Below are 17,336 nucleotides of genomic sequence, written 5' to 3'. Positions count from 1 at the left end.
CCTTTACGATTTGCAATATCTCAACATAAAAAAATACACTGTAACGGATAATTTTGCCGATACAGTGCAAATTGATTTAGACTTTTTGACTTTGAGTCGATTTTTCTTACATATTCCACAGCATAGTGTACATCACTTCTCCGTTATGTTCGTGGCGAAGTGCACCGTCAATGATAAAGCCGGTACGGGTTGCGAATGCAAGAGCCTTTCTGTTTCTTGCGTAAATAGGTATGTGGAGCATATTGTACTCCGATTTCAGAAAATTTATAAGTGCCGTTCCGATACCTTTGTTTTGATATTCTGGATCGACGAAAAGCCCCGTTATTCTGTTATCCTCCGTCACACCGGTAAAAGCGACAATCTTGCCGTCAATGATGTAAACAAAATTTTCTTTGCCGTTTATGTATTTTTCTTTTACAAAATCGTAATGTGTTTCCCAAAAGTTTTCTTCAACAAATGAATTTGAATGAATTGTTGTTCGCAGCCATAAATCCATTACTTCATACGTTTGAGAAGGTTTCATTCGTTCTATATTTTCCATATTATCAAGTCCTAAATATTATAAGTAAATTCTTCAGGCGTTACAGTGCCTTTTGCGATTGCCTCAGCTTTTAAATCAAAGTAAAGCTGAGTAAATGATGCCGATATATACGGCTCAAGGAACAAAAATCCTATACCGAATGTAATACAGCTTAGAATTATCCAACCGAAAAACGAAAGTGAGAATAAAAATATTCTGCCTTTGTTTCCGTCGGTAAGCGATTTTGTAACTTCAAATGCTCTGCGTCTGTCCATAGCCGGATTTTCGGCAAGAATATAAGGAATCATTGAGTATTGGAATGATTTGATAATTCCCGGTATGATGAACAACAGCGACCACAAAAATGTATAAATCGCAACAAACACATTAATACCGATTACGTTGCCGAGATTGTTTTTATAAGGGAAAAACAAATCGTATACATTAGGTGCGTTGACAGTTGCCTTTATGAAAAATCTGCACGATCCCACGCTTAGAGGGAATGTGACAAAAAGAGTGATTAATATTTGAAGTACGGCTGATATTGATGTACCTGCCGAACCGGCGTCCGAATTAACCATATTAGTCACTGTGGCAACCGAAGTTCCGAGTGATGTGATAAGTGAAACCAATATACATACTCCGAATGAATACCAGTAGTTTGACTTTAAAACGTCTTTAGCTCTTGTTTTTAGTTCTGCAAAAGTAGTTTTATACATATTGCCAAGACCTCCTTTATATTTAAGATATATCGCATAAAGTATATCATATGCAAAATAATTTTTGTAGTAGGAAATTCATAATGTAAAGTAAACTTAATAAAATATACTTGTTTATACAAAGAAAATGTTATATAATAAAGGAGTATATATATTATTGTAATTTACAAAGGAGATATAGCGATGAGTAAGAGTGTCAATTTGTATGTAGTGGTACCGTGCTATAATGAAGAAGCTGTTTTGCACGAAACATCAAAGCAAATGCTTGAATTATTCGGTGAAATGAAAAATGACGGACTTATAAATGACAACAGCAGAATCGTTTTTGTAGATGACGGTTCTAAAGATAAAACATGGAGCATAATAGATGAACTGACTAAGGCTCATACAGAAATATCGGGAATAAAGCTTGCCAAGAATGCCGGACATCAAAATGCACTTTTCGGCGGTCTTATGACAGTTAAAGATGACTGCGACTGTGCAATATCCATTGATGCGGACTTGCAGGACGATATACACGTAATACCTGATATGGTGAGAAACTTCATTGACGGATATGACGTTGTTTACGGTGTAAGAAACAAACGTGATACCGATACATTCTTTAAACGCACAACGGCGGTAGGATTTTATAAATTAATGCAGTTTATGGGCGTTAATATTGTATTCAATCACGCGGATTACAGATTGATGAGCAAACGTGCGCTTGACGGATTGGCACAATTCCCTGAGAGAAATCTGTTCCTAAGAGGAATGGTTCCGCTTGTCGGCTATCGCTCAACGAATGTGTATTACGACAGAAACGAACGCTTTGCGGGCGAGTCAAAATATCCGTTAAAGAAAATGCTTTCATTTGCGTTTGACGGTATAACTTCATTCAGCATAAGCCCAATCAGAATGATTTCGGTATTCGGTGCGATTGTGTGCGTGTTTGCGTTCATTATGGCGATATACGCACTTGTGCAGAAAATTATAGGTCACACAGGTGCAGGCTGGGCGTCACTTATGGTTTCGATATGGTTTATAGGCGGTGTACAGCTTTTGTCTGTCGGACTTATAGGCGAGTATATCGGTAAATTGTATAAAGAAGTTAAACGCCGTCCAAGATATATTATTGAAGCATATGTAAATGAAAAAGAGAAAGAGGACGATAAATAATGATATATGATGTTGCAATAATCGGCGGAGGTCCTGCCGGAATGTCAGCTGCCATATACGCCGCAAGAGGCGGTATGAAAACGCTTGTAATCGAAAAAATCGCATACGGCGGTCAAGCAATAAAAACATATGAAATAGACAATTATCCGGGATTTGCAAACAATCCGACAGGTGAAGAACTTTCAAAAGCAATCGAAGAACATGCAAGAAAATTCGGCGCAACATTTGTTTCGGAAAATGTTAAGTCAATCGAAAATGCCGAATACGGCATAAAGGTTATTCACACAAGAAGAAATACTTATATGGTAAAGTCAATAATTTTTGCAACAGGTGCAGTACCAAAAACGCTCGGTGCGGACGGTGAAGAACAGTTTACCGGTGCAGGTGTTTCGTATTGTGCGACTTGTGACGGTGCGTTTTTTAAAGATAAGGACGTGTGCGTTGTAGGCGGCGGAAATACGGCTATGGAGGACGCATTGTATCTTGCGGGATTTTGCCGTAAAGTCTATGTCATAAACAGAAGCAAGAAGTTCAGAGCGGCGGCTACAATGGTTGAAAACGTAAAAAGAAACGGCAAAATAACCGTGCTTACAGATACCGTAGTTGATAAATTCGTAGGCTCGAATATGCTTGAAGGTGTTGATATTAGAAACACTGTAACAGACGAAAAGAGTATTTTGAACGTATCGGGTGCGATTGTTGCAATAGGCGTAAAGCCGTCGTCCGATCTTGCAAAAGATTGCGGGGTTGAATGTTGTCAGCACGGATTTGTCAAGACGGATATGTACCTTGCGACTAACATAAAAGGTATATTTGCCGCAGGTGACGTAAGAGTATCACCGTTAAGACAGGTTATAACAGCGGCGGCAGACGGTGCAATCGCCGCGACAAGTGCGGTTAATTATGTGAATGAACTCGGGATTAAAAGCATATAAAAGGTAAAAGGATAAAACTATGAAGACACTTATAAAAAATGCCGAAATAGTAACAATGACGGGCAAAAAGTACAAGAACGGCTGTATATTGTTTGATGAAAAAATACAGTATGTAGGTGAAGATAAAGCATTTGAGGCGGATAAGATTATTGATGCAGAGGGTAAAATCGTTATGCCAGGACTGATTGACGCACATTGTCATGTCGGAATGTTTGAAGATTCGCTTGGATTTGAGGGTGATGACGGTAACGAGGACAGCGACCCGATAATGCCGCACCTTCGTGCGATTGACGGAATAAATCCGTTTGACCGTGGGTTTAAAGACGCGTATAACGCAGGTGTTACAACCGTTGTAACAGGACCGGGCAGTGCAAACCCTGTGGGCGGACAGTTTGCGGCGGTTAAGACGTACGGAATATGCGTAGATGATATGATTATTAAAACACCTGTTGCAATGAAATTTGCACTTGGTGAAAACCCAAAATGCGTGTACAATGAAAAGGACGAGGCACCTGTTACGCGTATGGGAACAATGGCATTGATACGCGAATTGCTTATAAAATCAAGAGATTATATGAATCAGCTTGACGCATATAATGAAAACAGCGAAGAGCACGACAAGCCTGAATTCGACATAAAGCTTGACGCAATGATACCTGTACTCAAAAAACAGATACCTGTTAAAATTCATGCACACAGGGCAGACGATATTTGCAGTGCAATCAGATTGGGCAAAGAATTTGATATTTGCGTTACGCTTGAACATTGCTCGGACGGTGACAGAATAGCACCGATTTTGGAACGTGAAAAATTACCTGTAATGCTTGGTCCGACACTTTCGGACAGAAGTAAACCGGAGCTTAAAAACTTAACCTTTGATACATATAAAAATCTTTCGGACAGAGGTATTGACGTTGCGATAATAACAGACCACCCCGAAATTACGATTGAAAATCTGTCGCTTTGTGCGGTTATGGCGGTTAAGCACGGTATGGACGAAGAAAAAGCACTGAAAGCGATAACCTCCACAGCGGCAAAAAACTGTTGGATTGACGACAGAGTGGGTACGCTTGAAGTCGGTAAAGACGCCGATATTGCAGTGTTTACAGATTTGCCGACAAGATTTGAGTCTGAATGTGTTATGACGTTTATAGACGGAAAATGTGTAACAGACATAAAGTAAGAATGGGACGATAAAACGTCCTTTTTCTTTTATACAAAAACATTGTTTTAAATTAATTTGTTTTGGGCAAAGTGACAAAAATTGTAGAAATAGATACAAAGTTATTTGTAAGTGTCGGAAAATAAACACCGATATGAAAATTGACTGTTGACGTACAAAGTGACGGAATTTATAATATGTATTGATGAGATTAATGTTTTCGGAGATGTAAATATATGAAGAAAAATGATGTGAAAAATGATAGTCGAAAAGACAATAATTTAATGGTAAAAATAGCAACTTTTATTGTTGATAAAAGACGTGCATTCTATTTAATATTTGCACTTGCACTTGTATTGTGCGTAATATCAATACCGAAAGTGCAGGTAAACAACGACATAAGTTCATATCTTCCCGAAGAAACGGAAACAAGACGCGGACTTACTTTAATGGACGATGAGTTTATTACATACGATACGGAAAAAATAATGGTTACGACCATAACAACCGAAACAGCGGAAAAGCTGAAAGATAAACTCGAAAAGGTTGACGGAGTAAAAGAGGTTGAGTTTGAGAATGACGATGACCATTATAAAGATTCTGCGGCATTGTTTACGGTTACGCTTAGCGTGCGTGACGATTTGGACAGAGAACTTGAAATTGTCGATGATTTGAAAGCACAGCTTGACGGATATGACTTCTATGCTTATTCCGACAGTATAGACGACAGTTCTAAACAGCTTGAAAAAGAAATGACCGTTATTTTGGGTATAGCACTTGTGATAATTATAGCGGTTTTGCTGTTCACGTCACAGAGCTTTATGGAAGTGCCGATATTCCTTATAGTATTCGGTGTGGCGGCACTTTTGAATATGGGTACGAACTATCTGCTCGGTGAAATTTCGTTTATTACAAAGTCGGTTGCGGTGGTGTTGCAGTTGGCACTGGCGATTGACTATGCGATTATCCTTTCGCACAGATTTGCGGAGGAAAAGCAGACAAAGAATGCGTATGACGCGATAGTAACCGCACTTTCAAAGGCTATCCTTGAAATCAGCTCATCAAGTCTTACAACACTTGCAGGTCTTGCCGCACTTATGGTAATGCAGCTTAGAATCGGTATGGATATGGGTTTGGTACTTTGTAAAGGTATCATATGCAGTCTTGTTACGGTGTTCTTTATTATGCCCGGCTTACTTTTGGCATTTTCGGATAAGATTGATAAAACAACTCACCGTTCTTTTGTGCCGAGTATCGAGAAATGGTGTAAGGTTGTTATTAAATTAAAGAACATTGTACCTTACATATTTATTGCGATTATAGCAGTCGGTGCGGTGCTTTCGTCAATGAGTAACTATGCTTTTGACGCCACAGCCGAACAGCTTAAAAAGCCGACCGAAAACTCAATCGCAAAACGAAAGGTTGACGAAATTTTCGGTACGGATCATCAGCTTGCTGTAATTGTTCCGTCCGGTGACTATGACAGAGAGGCAAAAGTTATATCGCTTGTCGAGGAAAATCCGAGCATAAATTCGGCTTTGGGTCTTGCAAATACGGAGCTTGATGACGACCACATACTTACCGAAAAAATCAATGCAAGAGAAACTTCAAAGCTTATGAATATCGATTATGATTTGTGTTGCCTTTTGTTTCAGGCATACGGCGCGGAACACGATGAATACAATGCAATATTCGGTGATGTAAATGATTACGAAGTGCCTATAATCGACTTGTTTATGTATGTACACGAGAAGATGGATTTGGGTGTAATCAATCTTGACGAAGATCAAACGAATGATATTAACGACCTTTACGACAAGCTGACAGACGCGAAAGACCAGCTTGAAAGCGATAATTATTCAAGAATAATCTTTACATATAAATGTGACGTTGAAAGTGACGAGGCATATCAAATGCTTAAAGACGTCAGAAGTGACGTTGAAAAGTATTATGACGAATGTTTGCTTGTCAGCGACAGTGTAAACAGCCGTGACTTGGGTGATTCGTTCGGCGGAGACAATAATAAGATTAATCTTATAACAATCTTGGCATTGCTTTTGATATTGATGTTCACATTCCGTTCGGCAGGTGTTCCGGTGCTTTTGGTACTTGCGATACAGGGAAGTGTGTGGATTAACTTCTCAATTCCGTTCCTTACAGGGCAGAGATTGTACTTCCTTGCATACTTGGTTGTAAGTTCAATTCAGATGGGTGCTACGATTGACTATGCTATCGTATTTACGAACAGATACCTTGAATTAAAGGAAACAATGGATAATAAACAGGCGGCGTCAACCGCACTTAACCAATCGTTCCCGACAATTCTTACATCAGGTTCAATCCTTACACTTGCGGGATTTCTAATAGGTATGATTTCGACAAATGCTATTATATCGGCACTCGGTACGGCACTTGGACGCGGAACGTTAATATCAATAGTTATAGTAATGATGGTACTTCCGCAAATTGTACTGTTGTGCGATAAGTTTATTGAAAAGACCGCATTCGGTAAAAAGGTAACAGATGGCGACAAAGCGGCGAAGAGAGAAATGTCCGGAATTATGTTCGTCAACGGTCATGTCAGAGGTCACGTTTCAGGCTTTATGGACGGTGTATTCTACGGCTTGGTAAAGGGTGATATAGACGCGAAAGTCGAACTTGGAAATCAACAGGATTTGTTGCTTACAGAGAGTAATGAAGATAATATAAAAATAGATGAAAAGCAGGAGGATGAGGATAATGAGAACAACGAAGAAGAACAATAAAATCATATCTTTTCTGACTGCACTTGTTATAATGCTGAATATATTACCTATGTGCATTGTACAGGCAGACGACACTGTTGCAATATCGACAGTGAACGACCTTAAAGATTTTTTTGAAAAGTGCGTATATGACGAGTATTCAAAAAATAAGAAGTTCGTATTACAAAATGATATTGATTTAAACGGCGTGGAAATAAAAAGTGCGGAGGTATTCTGCGGAACTTTTGAGGGCGGCGGTCACAGTATAAAGAATGTTAAGCTTTCATTTGAGGGTTCAAATAAAGGACTTTTCTGTTCAGTGACAAAAGAAGGTCAGATCAGAGATTTGAACATAACAGGAGATATAAAGGTTACAGTCGGAACCGATACGGAATCGGTTTTTAGACAAAAAGCCACCTCGATTTTGAGTAAGACTGATATAAATACTCAAAATTTTGATAAAGGCTCAAAAGGTGCAGGCGGACTTGTCGGCTATAACGCGGGTAAAATCGTAAACTGTTCATACGGCGGAAATATCAAAGGTCAGAAACAGGTCGGAGGACTTGTCGGCTACAATGCAATGACCGGTGTTGTTGATTCTTCCGCAAATTCGGCTACAGTTGTTGGTGACAGTGAAACAGGCGGTATAGTCGGTTACAATGAGGGTAGAATAAAGCTAAGTCGAAATGACGGAAAGGTATGCCCGGATGCAAACGAAAATACGGTAAACGCCGGCGGTATCTGCGGTAATAACGAGGGTGCGGTTGTTATTTGTACAAATAACGGCATTGTCGGCGGCGAAAGCTTCGGCGACAATATCGGCGGTATAGTCGGTACACAAAGCGGTGAAGTAAGAGAATGTATCAATAATGCAGCTGTTCAGGGAAGAAGAAGTGTCGGCGGTGTAGTCGGTCGATTTGAACCGTATACAGATATTGACTTGTCTTATCAGAGTGCAAAAGCGGCGATGGAAAAAGATATAGATACATTCCAAAACGATATTTCAAGTGCAAGAACAAAGTTGATTGAATACGGTTTGAAACTGTTGACAGGTTCAAATGATGTATCGGGAATTATGTCGCTTTTAGGCTTGGGTGACGCAAAAAATAATACACGTTCAAGGCTTGACGTTCTTACGGATTCAGCCGTCAATATGATGGACAGTATAACAAATGCGGTAAATTCAGCGTCTGACAGTAATGTGACAGGTTCGCTGAAAGATACGCTTGACCAAGCAAGAGGAGATATATCTTCGTTTACAGACGAATCAAAGCAGTCAATCAGAGATGTGAGTGATTCGCTTAATACTTCTCTTGAATCGCTTGATGATTTCCTTGACGAATTTGACGGCAAGGGTGATGAATTGTCAGACCTTATCGACAATTTGAACGATTCGCTTGATAAGGGCAAAGATGATGTTGATGATTCAAAAGACAAACTTTCAAATCGTCTTGACAAGATGGAAAAAGATATTGATGATGTAATTGATAATCTTGACGATACAAATGAAGAATTGAAGAAACTTTTAAGACAGCTTAAATATGTATCGGGTGATGTCGGTGATTCGGTCAGTGATACAATGGAGAATCTTGACAACCTTGTTTTGAATATGAGCAAGGAATTGAAAGGCTTAAAAGATACAATTAAATCATTTAAAGATGTACTTGATAAGTTGGGTTCAACACTTCCTACATTAAAGCCGTTGCCTACATTAGGTCATATAACAAGACCTACGGCAACGCCAAGCAATGGCGGTAGTGGCGGTAACAGCGGTGGAAGCAACAGCAATAATGATACTTCTTCGGAAAGTGTAAAATCTGAGGACGATATTGATCCGGGATACAACGTAACACCTGACGGTGAGCTTGACAGCAGTTATGACGTTGAACCGTCTGTTGTCGGTATGCTAAAGGATATGTTGTTCACAACGGCTAAAGCGGCGGAAACAGATGATGAAAAAACTGCAATAAGTGATTTGAAGAGTACGGATATTTCATTGCCAAGACTTATCGGTGATGAAAATGCCGATACGGCACTTGTGAAATATTGTATAAATAACGGTACCGTAGACGGAACCGAATCGACAGGTGGTGTAGTCGGATGTGTCGGCTTTGAGTCGATAGTTCGTTCCGGTGAAAACCTTACTTTGCCTGACGGCACTAAAGTAAATTCCGATTCTGTTTTGAAAGCTGTAATTGATTCTTGTATAAGTTTCGGTAATGTAACCGCAGAATCAAAATATGCGGGCGGTATTTGCGGTAAGAGTGATATAGGCGATATAAAAAATTCGCTTACAACAGGTGAAATTACTGTAAATGACGGCAGTTACAGCGGTGGTACGGCAGGATATACAAGCGGAAATATAGATAATTGTATTGCGATAAATGATGTTGACGGTAACGACCATATCGGCGGTATTGCCGGCTCGGCTAAAAATATTAATACGTCATATTCGCTTCCGAGATTGGACGGTAAAAAAGATGATGCCGGTGCGATAGTGGGATTTGTTGACGGTGACGTTACGGGTTGTTATTTTATTGATGAGGGACTTTCAGGTATAAGCGGAATGAATCTTGAGGGCAGAGCAGAGGCTGTCAAGCCTGACGATATGACAACGTCTGACGGCAGTTTCCCGAGCCGTATGCCACTTTTGGATAACGGTAATTTCTATATGGCGGACGGAGATAAATTCCTTCCGCAAATAAAGAGCTTGGCTCAAAATGACGCCGAGAGTATAGGTGCGATTTTGCAGTCAAAGTCAACAGAACTTTCAAGATTTCATTTCAATGTTATATTCAAGGATAAAGATAAAGAATTGAAGTCAATGACCGTTGATTACGGTACTGTATTAAATGACAGCGATATACCGAAGCTTACCGCTGACGGCAGTGAAGTTCCGATGTGGGATAAGGACGTGAAAAGTCCTATCATACGTCACACTACATTTTCGGCAGAATACAACAAGGCAACAACGACTATTTCATCAGGCGAAGAACCGCCGTTAATGCTTGCCGAAAGCGTATTTGCGGATAACACAACATTGTCGCTCAAAGAGGAAGATGTTGACCACGTTTTTGACGGCTACAAAAACGGTAAGGCATACTCATTTACATTAAGTAAAGATGCTTATGATGTTATAAAAGTACATATTCGTGACGATAAGAAAAAGGCGGCAAAGATTGCAGTACAGATTGACGGTAAATGGAGTATGGTTGATTGTACGATTGACGGCAGTTATGCGGTTTTTGAAACGGCAAAACCTTGTAAATATGTATTGCTTTATAAGAAAATATCGCCGATTGTACCGATTGCGATTTGTGGGGGAACGGCTGTTTTGCTGATGGCTGTGTTCATTGTGCTTAGGAGGATAAAAAAACATGGAAGAAGTAAAGAAAAAGAAAACGTATAGGAATTTTACACGTTCTGAAAAAGCGATTGTCCATGCGTATGTCGAACTTATGCAAAAGAATAAGAAGATAACCGTTACCGATATTGTCAATACGGCTGATCTTAACAGAAGTACATTTTACGCACATTTCAAAACAGCTGACGATGTTCGCGAAAAAATCCAGACGGACGTTATAAATGAACTGTTCGGTTCGATAAATAAAAACGCAATTAAGAGTGTTCTTGAAGATCCGTATGATATTATGAATCACGTTCGTGAATTTATTGAGGACGACGAGGAAATGTATAAAATGCTCTTGAATACAGACGGTGCGGATAAGTTCCTTAAAAGACTTCGCGATATAGTTATTGAAAAGTGTATGAGTGATGCGTCAGAAGCTTCGTATATCAGCGATAAAGAATCGTTTGAAATGAATTTGAGATTGTTTATCGGCGGTTATGTTTCGGTTATTGAGGATTGGGCGGCAGGCAGTATTGGTATGTCACTTAAAAAGTGTACCGAAATTATGAGCGAATCAATTAAAATTTGCATTCAAAAATATGTGAAAAGATAGCCACCACTCCGGCACTATGTGCCACCTCTCCTCAAGGAGAGGCGTTAGGCTCCCATAGAGGGGCTGTCGGCGTAGCCGACTGAGGGGTGGCAAATATGAAAAAGCATAAATCGTCTGTTTGCGTATACAATAAATCCGTAGGGGCGATCATTGGTCGCCCGAGTGAATATAAAATTAAAACCACCACTCCGGCACTATGTGCCACCTCTCCTCAAGGAGAGACTTTCGGCTCCCATAGAGGGGAGCTGTCGGCGTAGCCGACTGAGGGGTGGCAAATATAAAACACACGATATAACTTAAAATATCGGTATGGAAAAAATCATACCGATATTTTTTATTTATAATATTAAAATTTTTTGAATTTTTCACCAAAAGGGTATACTAAAAACGATTTTTTTGTTATACTGAATATATAGAAACAAAAAGCGAGGTAAATATGGAGTATAACGAGCAAAAACAGGAACGTGTAATTTTAGCGGGTGTACATCGCGGTATGCGTGACGCACTTTGGGATACAACTGAAGAATCAATACATGAGCTTGGCGAATTGGTAAAAACGGCAGGCGGTATTGTTGTGGGTGAAATGATTCAAAACAAGGCTGATTTGGAAAGTGCAACGTATATGGGCGAGGGTAAACTTGATGAACTCAAAATTGCCATAGAAACGCTTAATGCCGATATGGTTGTGTTTGATGATGAGCTTTCGCCTGTACAAATGAGAAATATAAGTGATTTTCTTGAAATAAAAGTGCTTGACCGTTCTATGCTTATACTTGATATTTTCGCAATGCGTGCAAAAAGCGGCGAGGGTAAACTTCAAGTTGAACTTGCACAGCTTAAATACCGCTTGCCGCGACTTCGCGGTTTCGGTGTGGAAATGAGCCGTACAGGGGCGGGAATAGGCACAAGAGGTCCGGGTGAAACGCGTCTTGAAAGTGACAGACGTCATATAAGACGAAGAATTTCGGCACTTGAAGAAGAAATCAAGGAACTGAAAAAACATCGTGGACTTATTCGGGACAGACGCAAGAAAGACGGTGTTATAACTGCGGCACTTGTGGGTTACACGAACGCAGGCAAATCAACGCTTTTAAACACGCTTACAGACGCACAGGTGTTTGCGGAAGATAAACTTTTCGCAACGCTTGACCCTACATCAAGAGCGATAACACTTGACGATAACAGAAAAATATTACTTGTCGATACTGTTGGTTTTATAAGAAAACTTCCGCACCATCTTATTGAGGCTTTTAAATCAACACTTGAAGAATCGGTTGTGGCAGATGTGCTTTTACACGTCATTGATGCGTCGGGGGAAGAAATGGACAATCAAATCACAGTCGTGGAACAAGTTTTGTCTGACATCGGTGCGGTCGGTAAGCCGGTTGTGGCGGTGTTTAATAAGTGTGACAGGCTTGAAGATTATCCGATAACTAATTTAAAGAGTGACAAGTGCGTATATATAAGTGCCAAGCACAGAACAAATATTGATAAATTGATTGAAGCGATAGCCGACACCGCACCGGGTAAAAAGCAGAAAGTTAAGGCTTGCATACCGTACAGTGCAGGTTCGCTTGTGAATGAACTTCATGAAAATCAAAAAGTAATATCAGAAGAATACGGCGAAAACGGCACTGTAATGGAGCTTATGGTAGACGCTCAAATGTATGATAAAATAAGGGAGTATATTTTGTAAAATGTCAAAAAAAGACGTATACAAAACGGTAAAAAAGCAGTCGCAGTCACTGCTTATAGAGAAAAAATCAAAATTTATTGCAAATGTAAAACCTGTTGACAATGAAGATGACGCACTTGCGTTTTTGAATGAAATGCGTTCAAAGTATTCGGATGCAACGCATAATGTTTACGCATATGTGATTGACGAAAATAATATTTTTCGTTACAGTGATGACGGCGAACCGTCGGGGACGGCAGGAATGCCCGTTCTTGACGCAATCCGTAAATCCGGGATAGTTGATGTGGTTGTGGTGGTTACGCGTTATTTCGGCGGTACACTTCTCGGAACGGGCGGACTTGTACATACTTACGGAGCATCGGCAAAACAGGGACTGATTGAGTCGGAAATAGTTATAAGAAAGCTTTGCGATATAGTTTCTGTAAAAGTTGATTATTCTTTGCTCGGAAAAATGCAACATGAGATTATGACTAAGGGATATTTGCTTGAGGACACTATTTACGAAGATGAGGTTACTTTTATCATATCGTGTCCGATTGATACGACCGATAAAGTTATTGCGGAAATAATCAATATGACGAATGCAGGAGCGGTTTGTGAAAAGATTGATAAAAAATATGTTGATATTAAGGAGGAAGAGGGATGAAGAAAGTAATTAAAGCGATATGCTGTATATTGGCTGCCGTTATACTTGTCGGCGGCGGATATGTGGCAGGGCAGAGAGCAAAACAAAGCAGTATCGTATCGGCACTGCCTAAAAATATTCTCGATATGCCGAAAGAGAGCAATGAGCCTTCAGAAAGTGCTGAACCTGAGAGTAAGCCGTCGGAAGATGTGCCTGAACCGAAAGAGGATGTAAGAATAATAAATAAATCGAATGAGTCAGCAGTTGATTCAACGTGGAGTACAGTTGAATCATCGAGCAACACAACCGATAACGGTGCACTTACATTATACACTTCCGCACAAAAAGACGGTGATGAATTTATTTGGGACGACAGTCAAAAGTGGGTGCTTGAAGTATCGGACGGTAACGGCGGATATTATACATTGTTTGACCAAAATGTAAGTAACGGAAGTGTTTATTACGATGTTGCCGAAAACGACAACGGTACGAAAAATATAAATGTATATGTTTTCACCGGTGCGGGAACAACAATAAAGCAATATACACACACAGAAACGGGATTTTCCGAAAAGAGCGTGTATGAATCCGGTGCTGTAAACAGAGTGTTTACAACAATCCCGTCATATAAATAACACAGTTCATAGAGGAGGAAATACAAATGGAAATCGAATTGACAAAGGAAAACTATGATGGTGAAGTTATAAAGTCAAATATGCCTGTGCTTGTTGACTTTTGGGCTTCTTGGTGCGGACCTTGCAAAATGGTTGCGCCTATAATCTCTCAAATTGCAGAGGAATACAACGGTAAAGTCAAGGTGTGCAAGGTTAATGTTGACGATCAAGGCGAGCTTGCCGCTCAAAATGCTATTGTTTCAATACCGACTGTAATTTTATTTATAGACGGCAAACCTGTTAAGAAGATTGTCGGCGCACATTCTCTTGACGATTACGAGGACGCAATAGATGAATTTATATGATTAAAACTGATTAATTATTCAGTACAGTGCATAAATATTCATACACAATGAATATTTATGCACTGTTTTTATATGATTTAAACTTTTTTGTCAAAAAGACTTGCATTTTTATTCAAAAAGGAGTATAATCATAAACGTATTTGAAATTTTGGAGGGTTAGTAATGCTTGATGAAGTTATACAATTAGATAAAAAATATTATTTGAATACTTTCGGCGACAGACTTCCTGTATGCTTTGAAAAGGGTGAGGGAATGAAACTGTTTGACGACAAGGGTAATACATATTACGATTTTCTTGGCGGAATTGCCGTAAATGCGTTGGGTCACGGACACAAAGATTTTATAAACGCACTTAAAAATCAACTTGATAAAGTAGTGCATACATCAAGTCTTTATTATATAGAAAATCAAGCAAAGCTTGCACAAAAGCTTGTTGAAAATACTTGTGCGGAAAAAGCGTTTTTCGCAAACAGCGGTGCAGAGGCCAATGAGGGTGCATTCAAACTTGCAAAGATTTATTATTATAAAAAAGGTTTGGATAAGTATGAGATAATCACGCTTGATAAGTCATTCCACGGCAGAACTCTTGCAACCGTTGCAGCTACAGGTCAGGAAAAATATCAAAAGCCGTACAGACCATTGACACCGGGTTTCAAGCAGGTTGAGCCTAATAATTTTAAAGCGATTGAGGACGCGGTTACTGATAAAACTGCGGCAATTATGATTGAACTTATTCAAGGTGAAAGCGGAGTTCATCCGATGGATAAGGAATACGTTGAAAAGCTTAGAAAGCTATGCGACGAGAAAGATATTATTCTTATTTTTGACGAAGTACAGACCGGTATGGGCAGAACAGGTTATCTTTTTGCACATCAAATGTACGGCGTTGAACCGGATATTTTCACTTCGGCAAAGGCACTTGGCGGCGGTATTCCGATTGGCGCGGTATGTGCGGGCAAAAAGGTTGCGTCTGCATTTGAACCGGGTGACCACGGAACAACATTCGGCGGTAATCCGTTCGCAACGGCAGCAGGATTGGCTGTGTTTGATATTTTTGAAAAGGAACATCTTGTTGAAAATGCAGGTAAGATGGGTAAGTATTTTAAAGAAAAACTTACAGAACTTCAAAACAAATATTCGGATAAAATTACTGATGTCAGAAATGCGGGTCTTTTGATTGGTATTCAGTTGGAGGACAGCATAGCTAAGACTGTATTTAATAAGCTGTTTGAAAATAAAATGCTTACAAGTCTTTGCGGCGGCAACACAATCAGAATTGCACCGCCGTTAATTATAAAAGAAACAGAAATTGATTTATTTATTGATACATTAAACAACATTTTGGAGGAAATATAAAATGAAAGATTTAATCAGTTTACACGATTTAACTTCAGAAGAAGTAAAAGGACTTTTGGAGCTTGGTTTAAAATTAAAAAAGGAACAGAAAAGCGGAGTTGAACATCATATTTTAAAGGGTAAAACACTTGGTATGATATTCACAAAATCATCAACAAGAACAAGAGTATCATTTGAAGTGGGTATGACTCAACTTGGCGGTTATCCGTTGTTCTTATCGTCAAACGACATTCAGCTTGGACGCGGCGAATCAATTTACGATACTGCAAAGGTTTTGGAAAGAATGCTTGACGGTATTATGATTCGTACTTACGCACATCAAGACGTTTTGGATCTTGCAGAATATGCAAATATTCCTGTAATCAACGCACTTACAGACTTGCTTCACCCATGTCAAGTACTTGCGGACCTTATGACAACATACGAGCATAAGGGCAAGCTTGAGGGATTGAAACTTGCATATATCGGTGACGGTAATAATATGGCACATTCGCTTATGTACGGCTGTGCAAAGGCAGGTATGGACTGTGCAATCGCAACACCTGAAAATTATCAGTGTGATGCGGAAGTGGTTGCAAACGCAAAGGACGACTTCAAGAAGTCGGGAAAAGAATTGATTTTGACAACAGATCCGGTTGAGGCAATCAAAAATGCAGATGTAGTTTATACAGATACATGGGTATCAATGGGACAAGAGGCTGAAAAGGCAGAAAGACAAAAGATATTTATGCCGTATCAAGTAAACGGTGAGTTGTTCAAGAATGCCGCAGATGACGCTGTATTTATGCACTGCTTGCCTGCATATCGCGGTTTTGAAGTTACAGAAGAAGTTATAGACGGACCTCAATCTGTTATTTTTGACGAGGCTGAAAACAGACTTCACGCTCAAAAAGCAGTTATGGCAACATTGATGGGATAATCGGAGGTTATAGTAATGGAAAGTGATTATCAGTCATTATTTCAAGTGCGTTTGGCTAATTATGATGATATACCCGCAATTATGAATATCACGCGTGAGGCATTTGTTAAATATCAGCAGATGTCAGGCGTTGAAAATCTTGCGGCACTTGAAGAATCGTATAATGATGTGAAAAAAGATATAGATACAAAAGTTGTATTGCTTGCATTGTCGGACGGCGAACCTGTCGGCAGTGTGAGAGTAGAGGTATTTCCGGATAAAACGGCATATTTGTCGCGTTTTGCGGTAAAGGTTACAAGTCAAAATAACGGTATCGGTAAATCAATAATGAATCTTGTTGATAAAATCATGGTTAAAAAGGGTGTAACTCAAATTCAGTTGCATACAGGCTCAAAGATTACATCGCTTATTCGTTTTTATTACGGCAGAGGCTTTTATATTGATTCGACAGATAAGTCGCGAGGTTATGTTCGTGCATTGTTGATTAAGGAATATCAAAAGAAAGATTGTTAGGTAAAAGGGACACTAAAATTTAGTGTCCCTTTTGATATGCAGTAAATA

General features: G+C 39.5%; 15 protein-coding genes. 13 read left to right on the top strand and 2 right to left on the bottom strand.

Features of this window, described 5'->3' with window-relative positions; genetic code table 11:
• Positions 1–106: 106 nt before the first annotated feature.
• Both ACLTU0_RS06025 and ACLTU0_RS06020 read right to left on the bottom strand, forming a co-directional pair.
• Complete coding sequence (locus ACLTU0_RS06025; RefSeq protein WP_022228996.1) at positions 107–541, bottom strand: GNAT family N-acetyltransferase; 435 nt, start codon at positions 539–541, stop codon at positions 107–109.
• A gap of 11 nt (positions 542–552) precedes the next feature.
• Positions 553–1,239 (bottom strand): DUF975 family protein, encoded by a 687-nt coding sequence (locus ACLTU0_RS06020; RefSeq protein ID WP_022228997.1) that lies wholly within the window; start codon positions 1,237–1,239, stop codon positions 553–555.
• Between the two features lie 183 nt (positions 1,240–1,422).
• Here ACLTU0_RS06020 and ACLTU0_RS06015 point away from each other — a divergent pair, with 183 nt between their 5' ends.
• The 13 genes from ACLTU0_RS06015 to ACLTU0_RS05955 all read left to right on the top strand — a co-directional run bounded on the left by ACLTU0_RS06015 (position 1,423) and on the right by ACLTU0_RS05955 (position 17,288).
• Entirely contained in the window at positions 1,423–2,397 is a 975-nt protein-coding gene (locus ACLTU0_RS06015) for a glycosyltransferase family 2 protein (protein WP_412321658.1), read from the top strand.
• Positions 2,397–3,332: a thioredoxin-disulfide reductase gene (trxB, locus tag ACLTU0_RS06010; protein ID WP_412321657.1), complete on the top strand. Its 936-nt coding sequence runs from the start codon at positions 2,397–2,399 to the stop codon at positions 3,330–3,332. Before ACLTU0_RS06015 ends, trxB begins: the two co-directional genes overlap by 1 nt.
• 19 nt (positions 3,333–3,351) lie before the next feature.
• The gene (locus tag ACLTU0_RS06005; RefSeq protein WP_308456352.1) at positions 3,352–4,515 is read left to right on the top strand and encodes an amidohydrolase; all 1,164 of its coding nucleotides are present in this window, start codon (positions 3,352–3,354) and stop codon (positions 4,513–4,515) included.
• 215 nt (positions 4,516–4,730) lie between these two features.
• Entirely contained in the window at positions 4,731–7,259 is a 2,529-nt protein-coding gene (locus tag ACLTU0_RS06000) for an efflux RND transporter permease subunit (RefSeq protein ID WP_337599274.1), read from the top strand.
• Positions 7,234–10,647: a hypothetical protein gene (locus ACLTU0_RS05995; protein WP_412321656.1), complete on the top strand. Its 3,414-nt coding sequence runs from the start codon at positions 7,234–7,236 to the stop codon at positions 10,645–10,647. The genes ACLTU0_RS06000 and ACLTU0_RS05995 overlap by 26 nt, the downstream gene beginning before the upstream one ends.
• Positions 10,616–11,200, top strand: coding sequence for a TetR/AcrR family transcriptional regulator (locus ACLTU0_RS05990; RefSeq protein WP_147514227.1), 585 nt, complete (start codon positions 10,616–10,618; stop codon positions 11,198–11,200). Before ACLTU0_RS05995 ends, ACLTU0_RS05990 begins: the two co-directional genes overlap by 32 nt.
• Before the next feature lie 436 nt (positions 11,201–11,636).
• Positions 11,637–12,896 carry a GTPase HflX gene (gene hflX, locus ACLTU0_RS05985; protein ID WP_337869256.1) on the top strand — a complete coding sequence of 420 codons (1,260 nt, stop codon included), beginning with the start codon at positions 11,637–11,639 and terminating at the stop codon, positions 12,894–12,896.
• A 1-nt stretch (position 12,897) separates the two neighbouring features.
• Positions 12,898–13,542 (top strand): YigZ family protein, encoded by a 645-nt coding sequence (locus ACLTU0_RS05980; RefSeq protein ID WP_147514226.1) that lies wholly within the window; start codon positions 12,898–12,900, stop codon positions 13,540–13,542.
• Entirely contained in the window at positions 13,539–14,156 is a 618-nt protein-coding gene (locus tag ACLTU0_RS05975; protein ID WP_147514225.1) for a hypothetical protein, read from the top strand. Before ACLTU0_RS05980 ends, ACLTU0_RS05975 begins: the two co-directional genes overlap by 4 nt.
• 26 nt (positions 14,157–14,182) lie before the next feature.
• Complete coding sequence (gene trxA / locus ACLTU0_RS05970) at positions 14,183–14,500, top strand: thioredoxin (protein ID WP_117968610.1); 318 nt, start codon at positions 14,183–14,185, stop codon at positions 14,498–14,500.
• Positions 14,501–14,662: 162 nt separating this feature from the next.
• The gene (locus ACLTU0_RS05965; RefSeq protein WP_412321655.1) at positions 14,663–15,856 is read left to right on the top strand and encodes an aspartate aminotransferase family protein; all 1,194 of its coding nucleotides are present in this window, start codon (positions 14,663–14,665) and stop codon (positions 15,854–15,856) included.
• A gap of 1 nt (position 15,857) precedes the next feature.
• Entirely contained in the window at positions 15,858–16,775 is a 918-nt protein-coding gene (gene argF, locus ACLTU0_RS05960) for an ornithine carbamoyltransferase (RefSeq protein ID WP_412275156.1), read from the top strand.
• Between the two features lie 15 nt (positions 16,776–16,790).
• Entirely contained in the window at positions 16,791–17,288 is a 498-nt protein-coding gene (locus tag ACLTU0_RS05955; protein WP_117968607.1) for a GNAT family N-acetyltransferase, read from the top strand.
• The last annotated feature ends 48 nt before the right edge of the window (positions 17,289–17,336 follow it).

It is taken from the genome of Hominilimicola sp., from assembly GCF_046972485.1.
GTDB classification, from domain to species: domain Bacteria; phylum Bacillota; class Clostridia; order UBA1381; family UBA1381; genus Hominilimicola; species Hominilimicola fabiformis.
The sequence above is the reverse complement of the archived record's forward strand: the minus strand, read 5'-3'. Positions and strand labels throughout refer to the sequence as shown.

Bases quoted from the DNA above. Each gene is read 5' to 3' on its own strand.
- ACLTU0_RS06025 (WP_022228996.1), bottom strand. From the start codon at position 541: ATGGAAAATATAGAACGAATGAAACCTTCTCAAACGTATGAAGTAATG.
- ACLTU0_RS06020 (WP_022228997.1), bottom strand. From the start codon at position 1,239: ATGTATAAAACTACTTTTGCAGAACTAAAAACAAGAGCTAAAGACGTT.
- ACLTU0_RS06015 (WP_412321658.1), top strand. From the start codon at position 1,423: ATGAGTAAGAGTGTCAATTTGTATGTAGTGGTACCGTGCTATAATGAA.
- trxB (WP_412321657.1), top strand. From the start codon at position 2,397: ATGATATATGATGTTGCAATAATCGGCGGAGGTCCTGCCGGAATGTCA.
- ACLTU0_RS06005 (WP_308456352.1), top strand. From the start codon at position 3,352: ATGAAGACACTTATAAAAAATGCCGAAATAGTAACAATGACGGGCAAA.
- ACLTU0_RS06000 (WP_337599274.1), top strand. From the start codon at position 4,731: ATGAAGAAAAATGATGTGAAAAATGATAGTCGAAAAGACAATAATTTA.
- ACLTU0_RS05995 (WP_412321656.1), top strand. From the start codon at position 7,234: ATGAGAACAACGAAGAAGAACAATAAAATCATATCTTTTCTGACTGCA.
- ACLTU0_RS05990 (WP_147514227.1), top strand. From the start codon at position 10,616: ATGGAAGAAGTAAAGAAAAAGAAAACGTATAGGAATTTTACACGTTCT.
- hflX (WP_337869256.1), top strand. From the start codon at position 11,637: ATGGAGTATAACGAGCAAAAACAGGAACGTGTAATTTTAGCGGGTGTA.
- ACLTU0_RS05980 (WP_147514226.1), top strand. From the start codon at position 12,898: ATGTCAAAAAAAGACGTATACAAAACGGTAAAAAAGCAGTCGCAGTCA.
- ACLTU0_RS05975 (WP_147514225.1), top strand. From the start codon at position 13,539: ATGAAGAAAGTAATTAAAGCGATATGCTGTATATTGGCTGCCGTTATA.
- trxA (WP_117968610.1), top strand. From the start codon at position 14,183: ATGGAAATCGAATTGACAAAGGAAAACTATGATGGTGAAGTTATAAAG.
- ACLTU0_RS05965 (WP_412321655.1), top strand. From the start codon at position 14,663: ATGCTTGATGAAGTTATACAATTAGATAAAAAATATTATTTGAATACT.
- argF (WP_412275156.1), top strand. From the start codon at position 15,858: ATGAAAGATTTAATCAGTTTACACGATTTAACTTCAGAAGAAGTAAAA.
- ACLTU0_RS05955 (WP_117968607.1), top strand. From the start codon at position 16,791: ATGGAAAGTGATTATCAGTCATTATTTCAAGTGCGTTTGGCTAATTAT.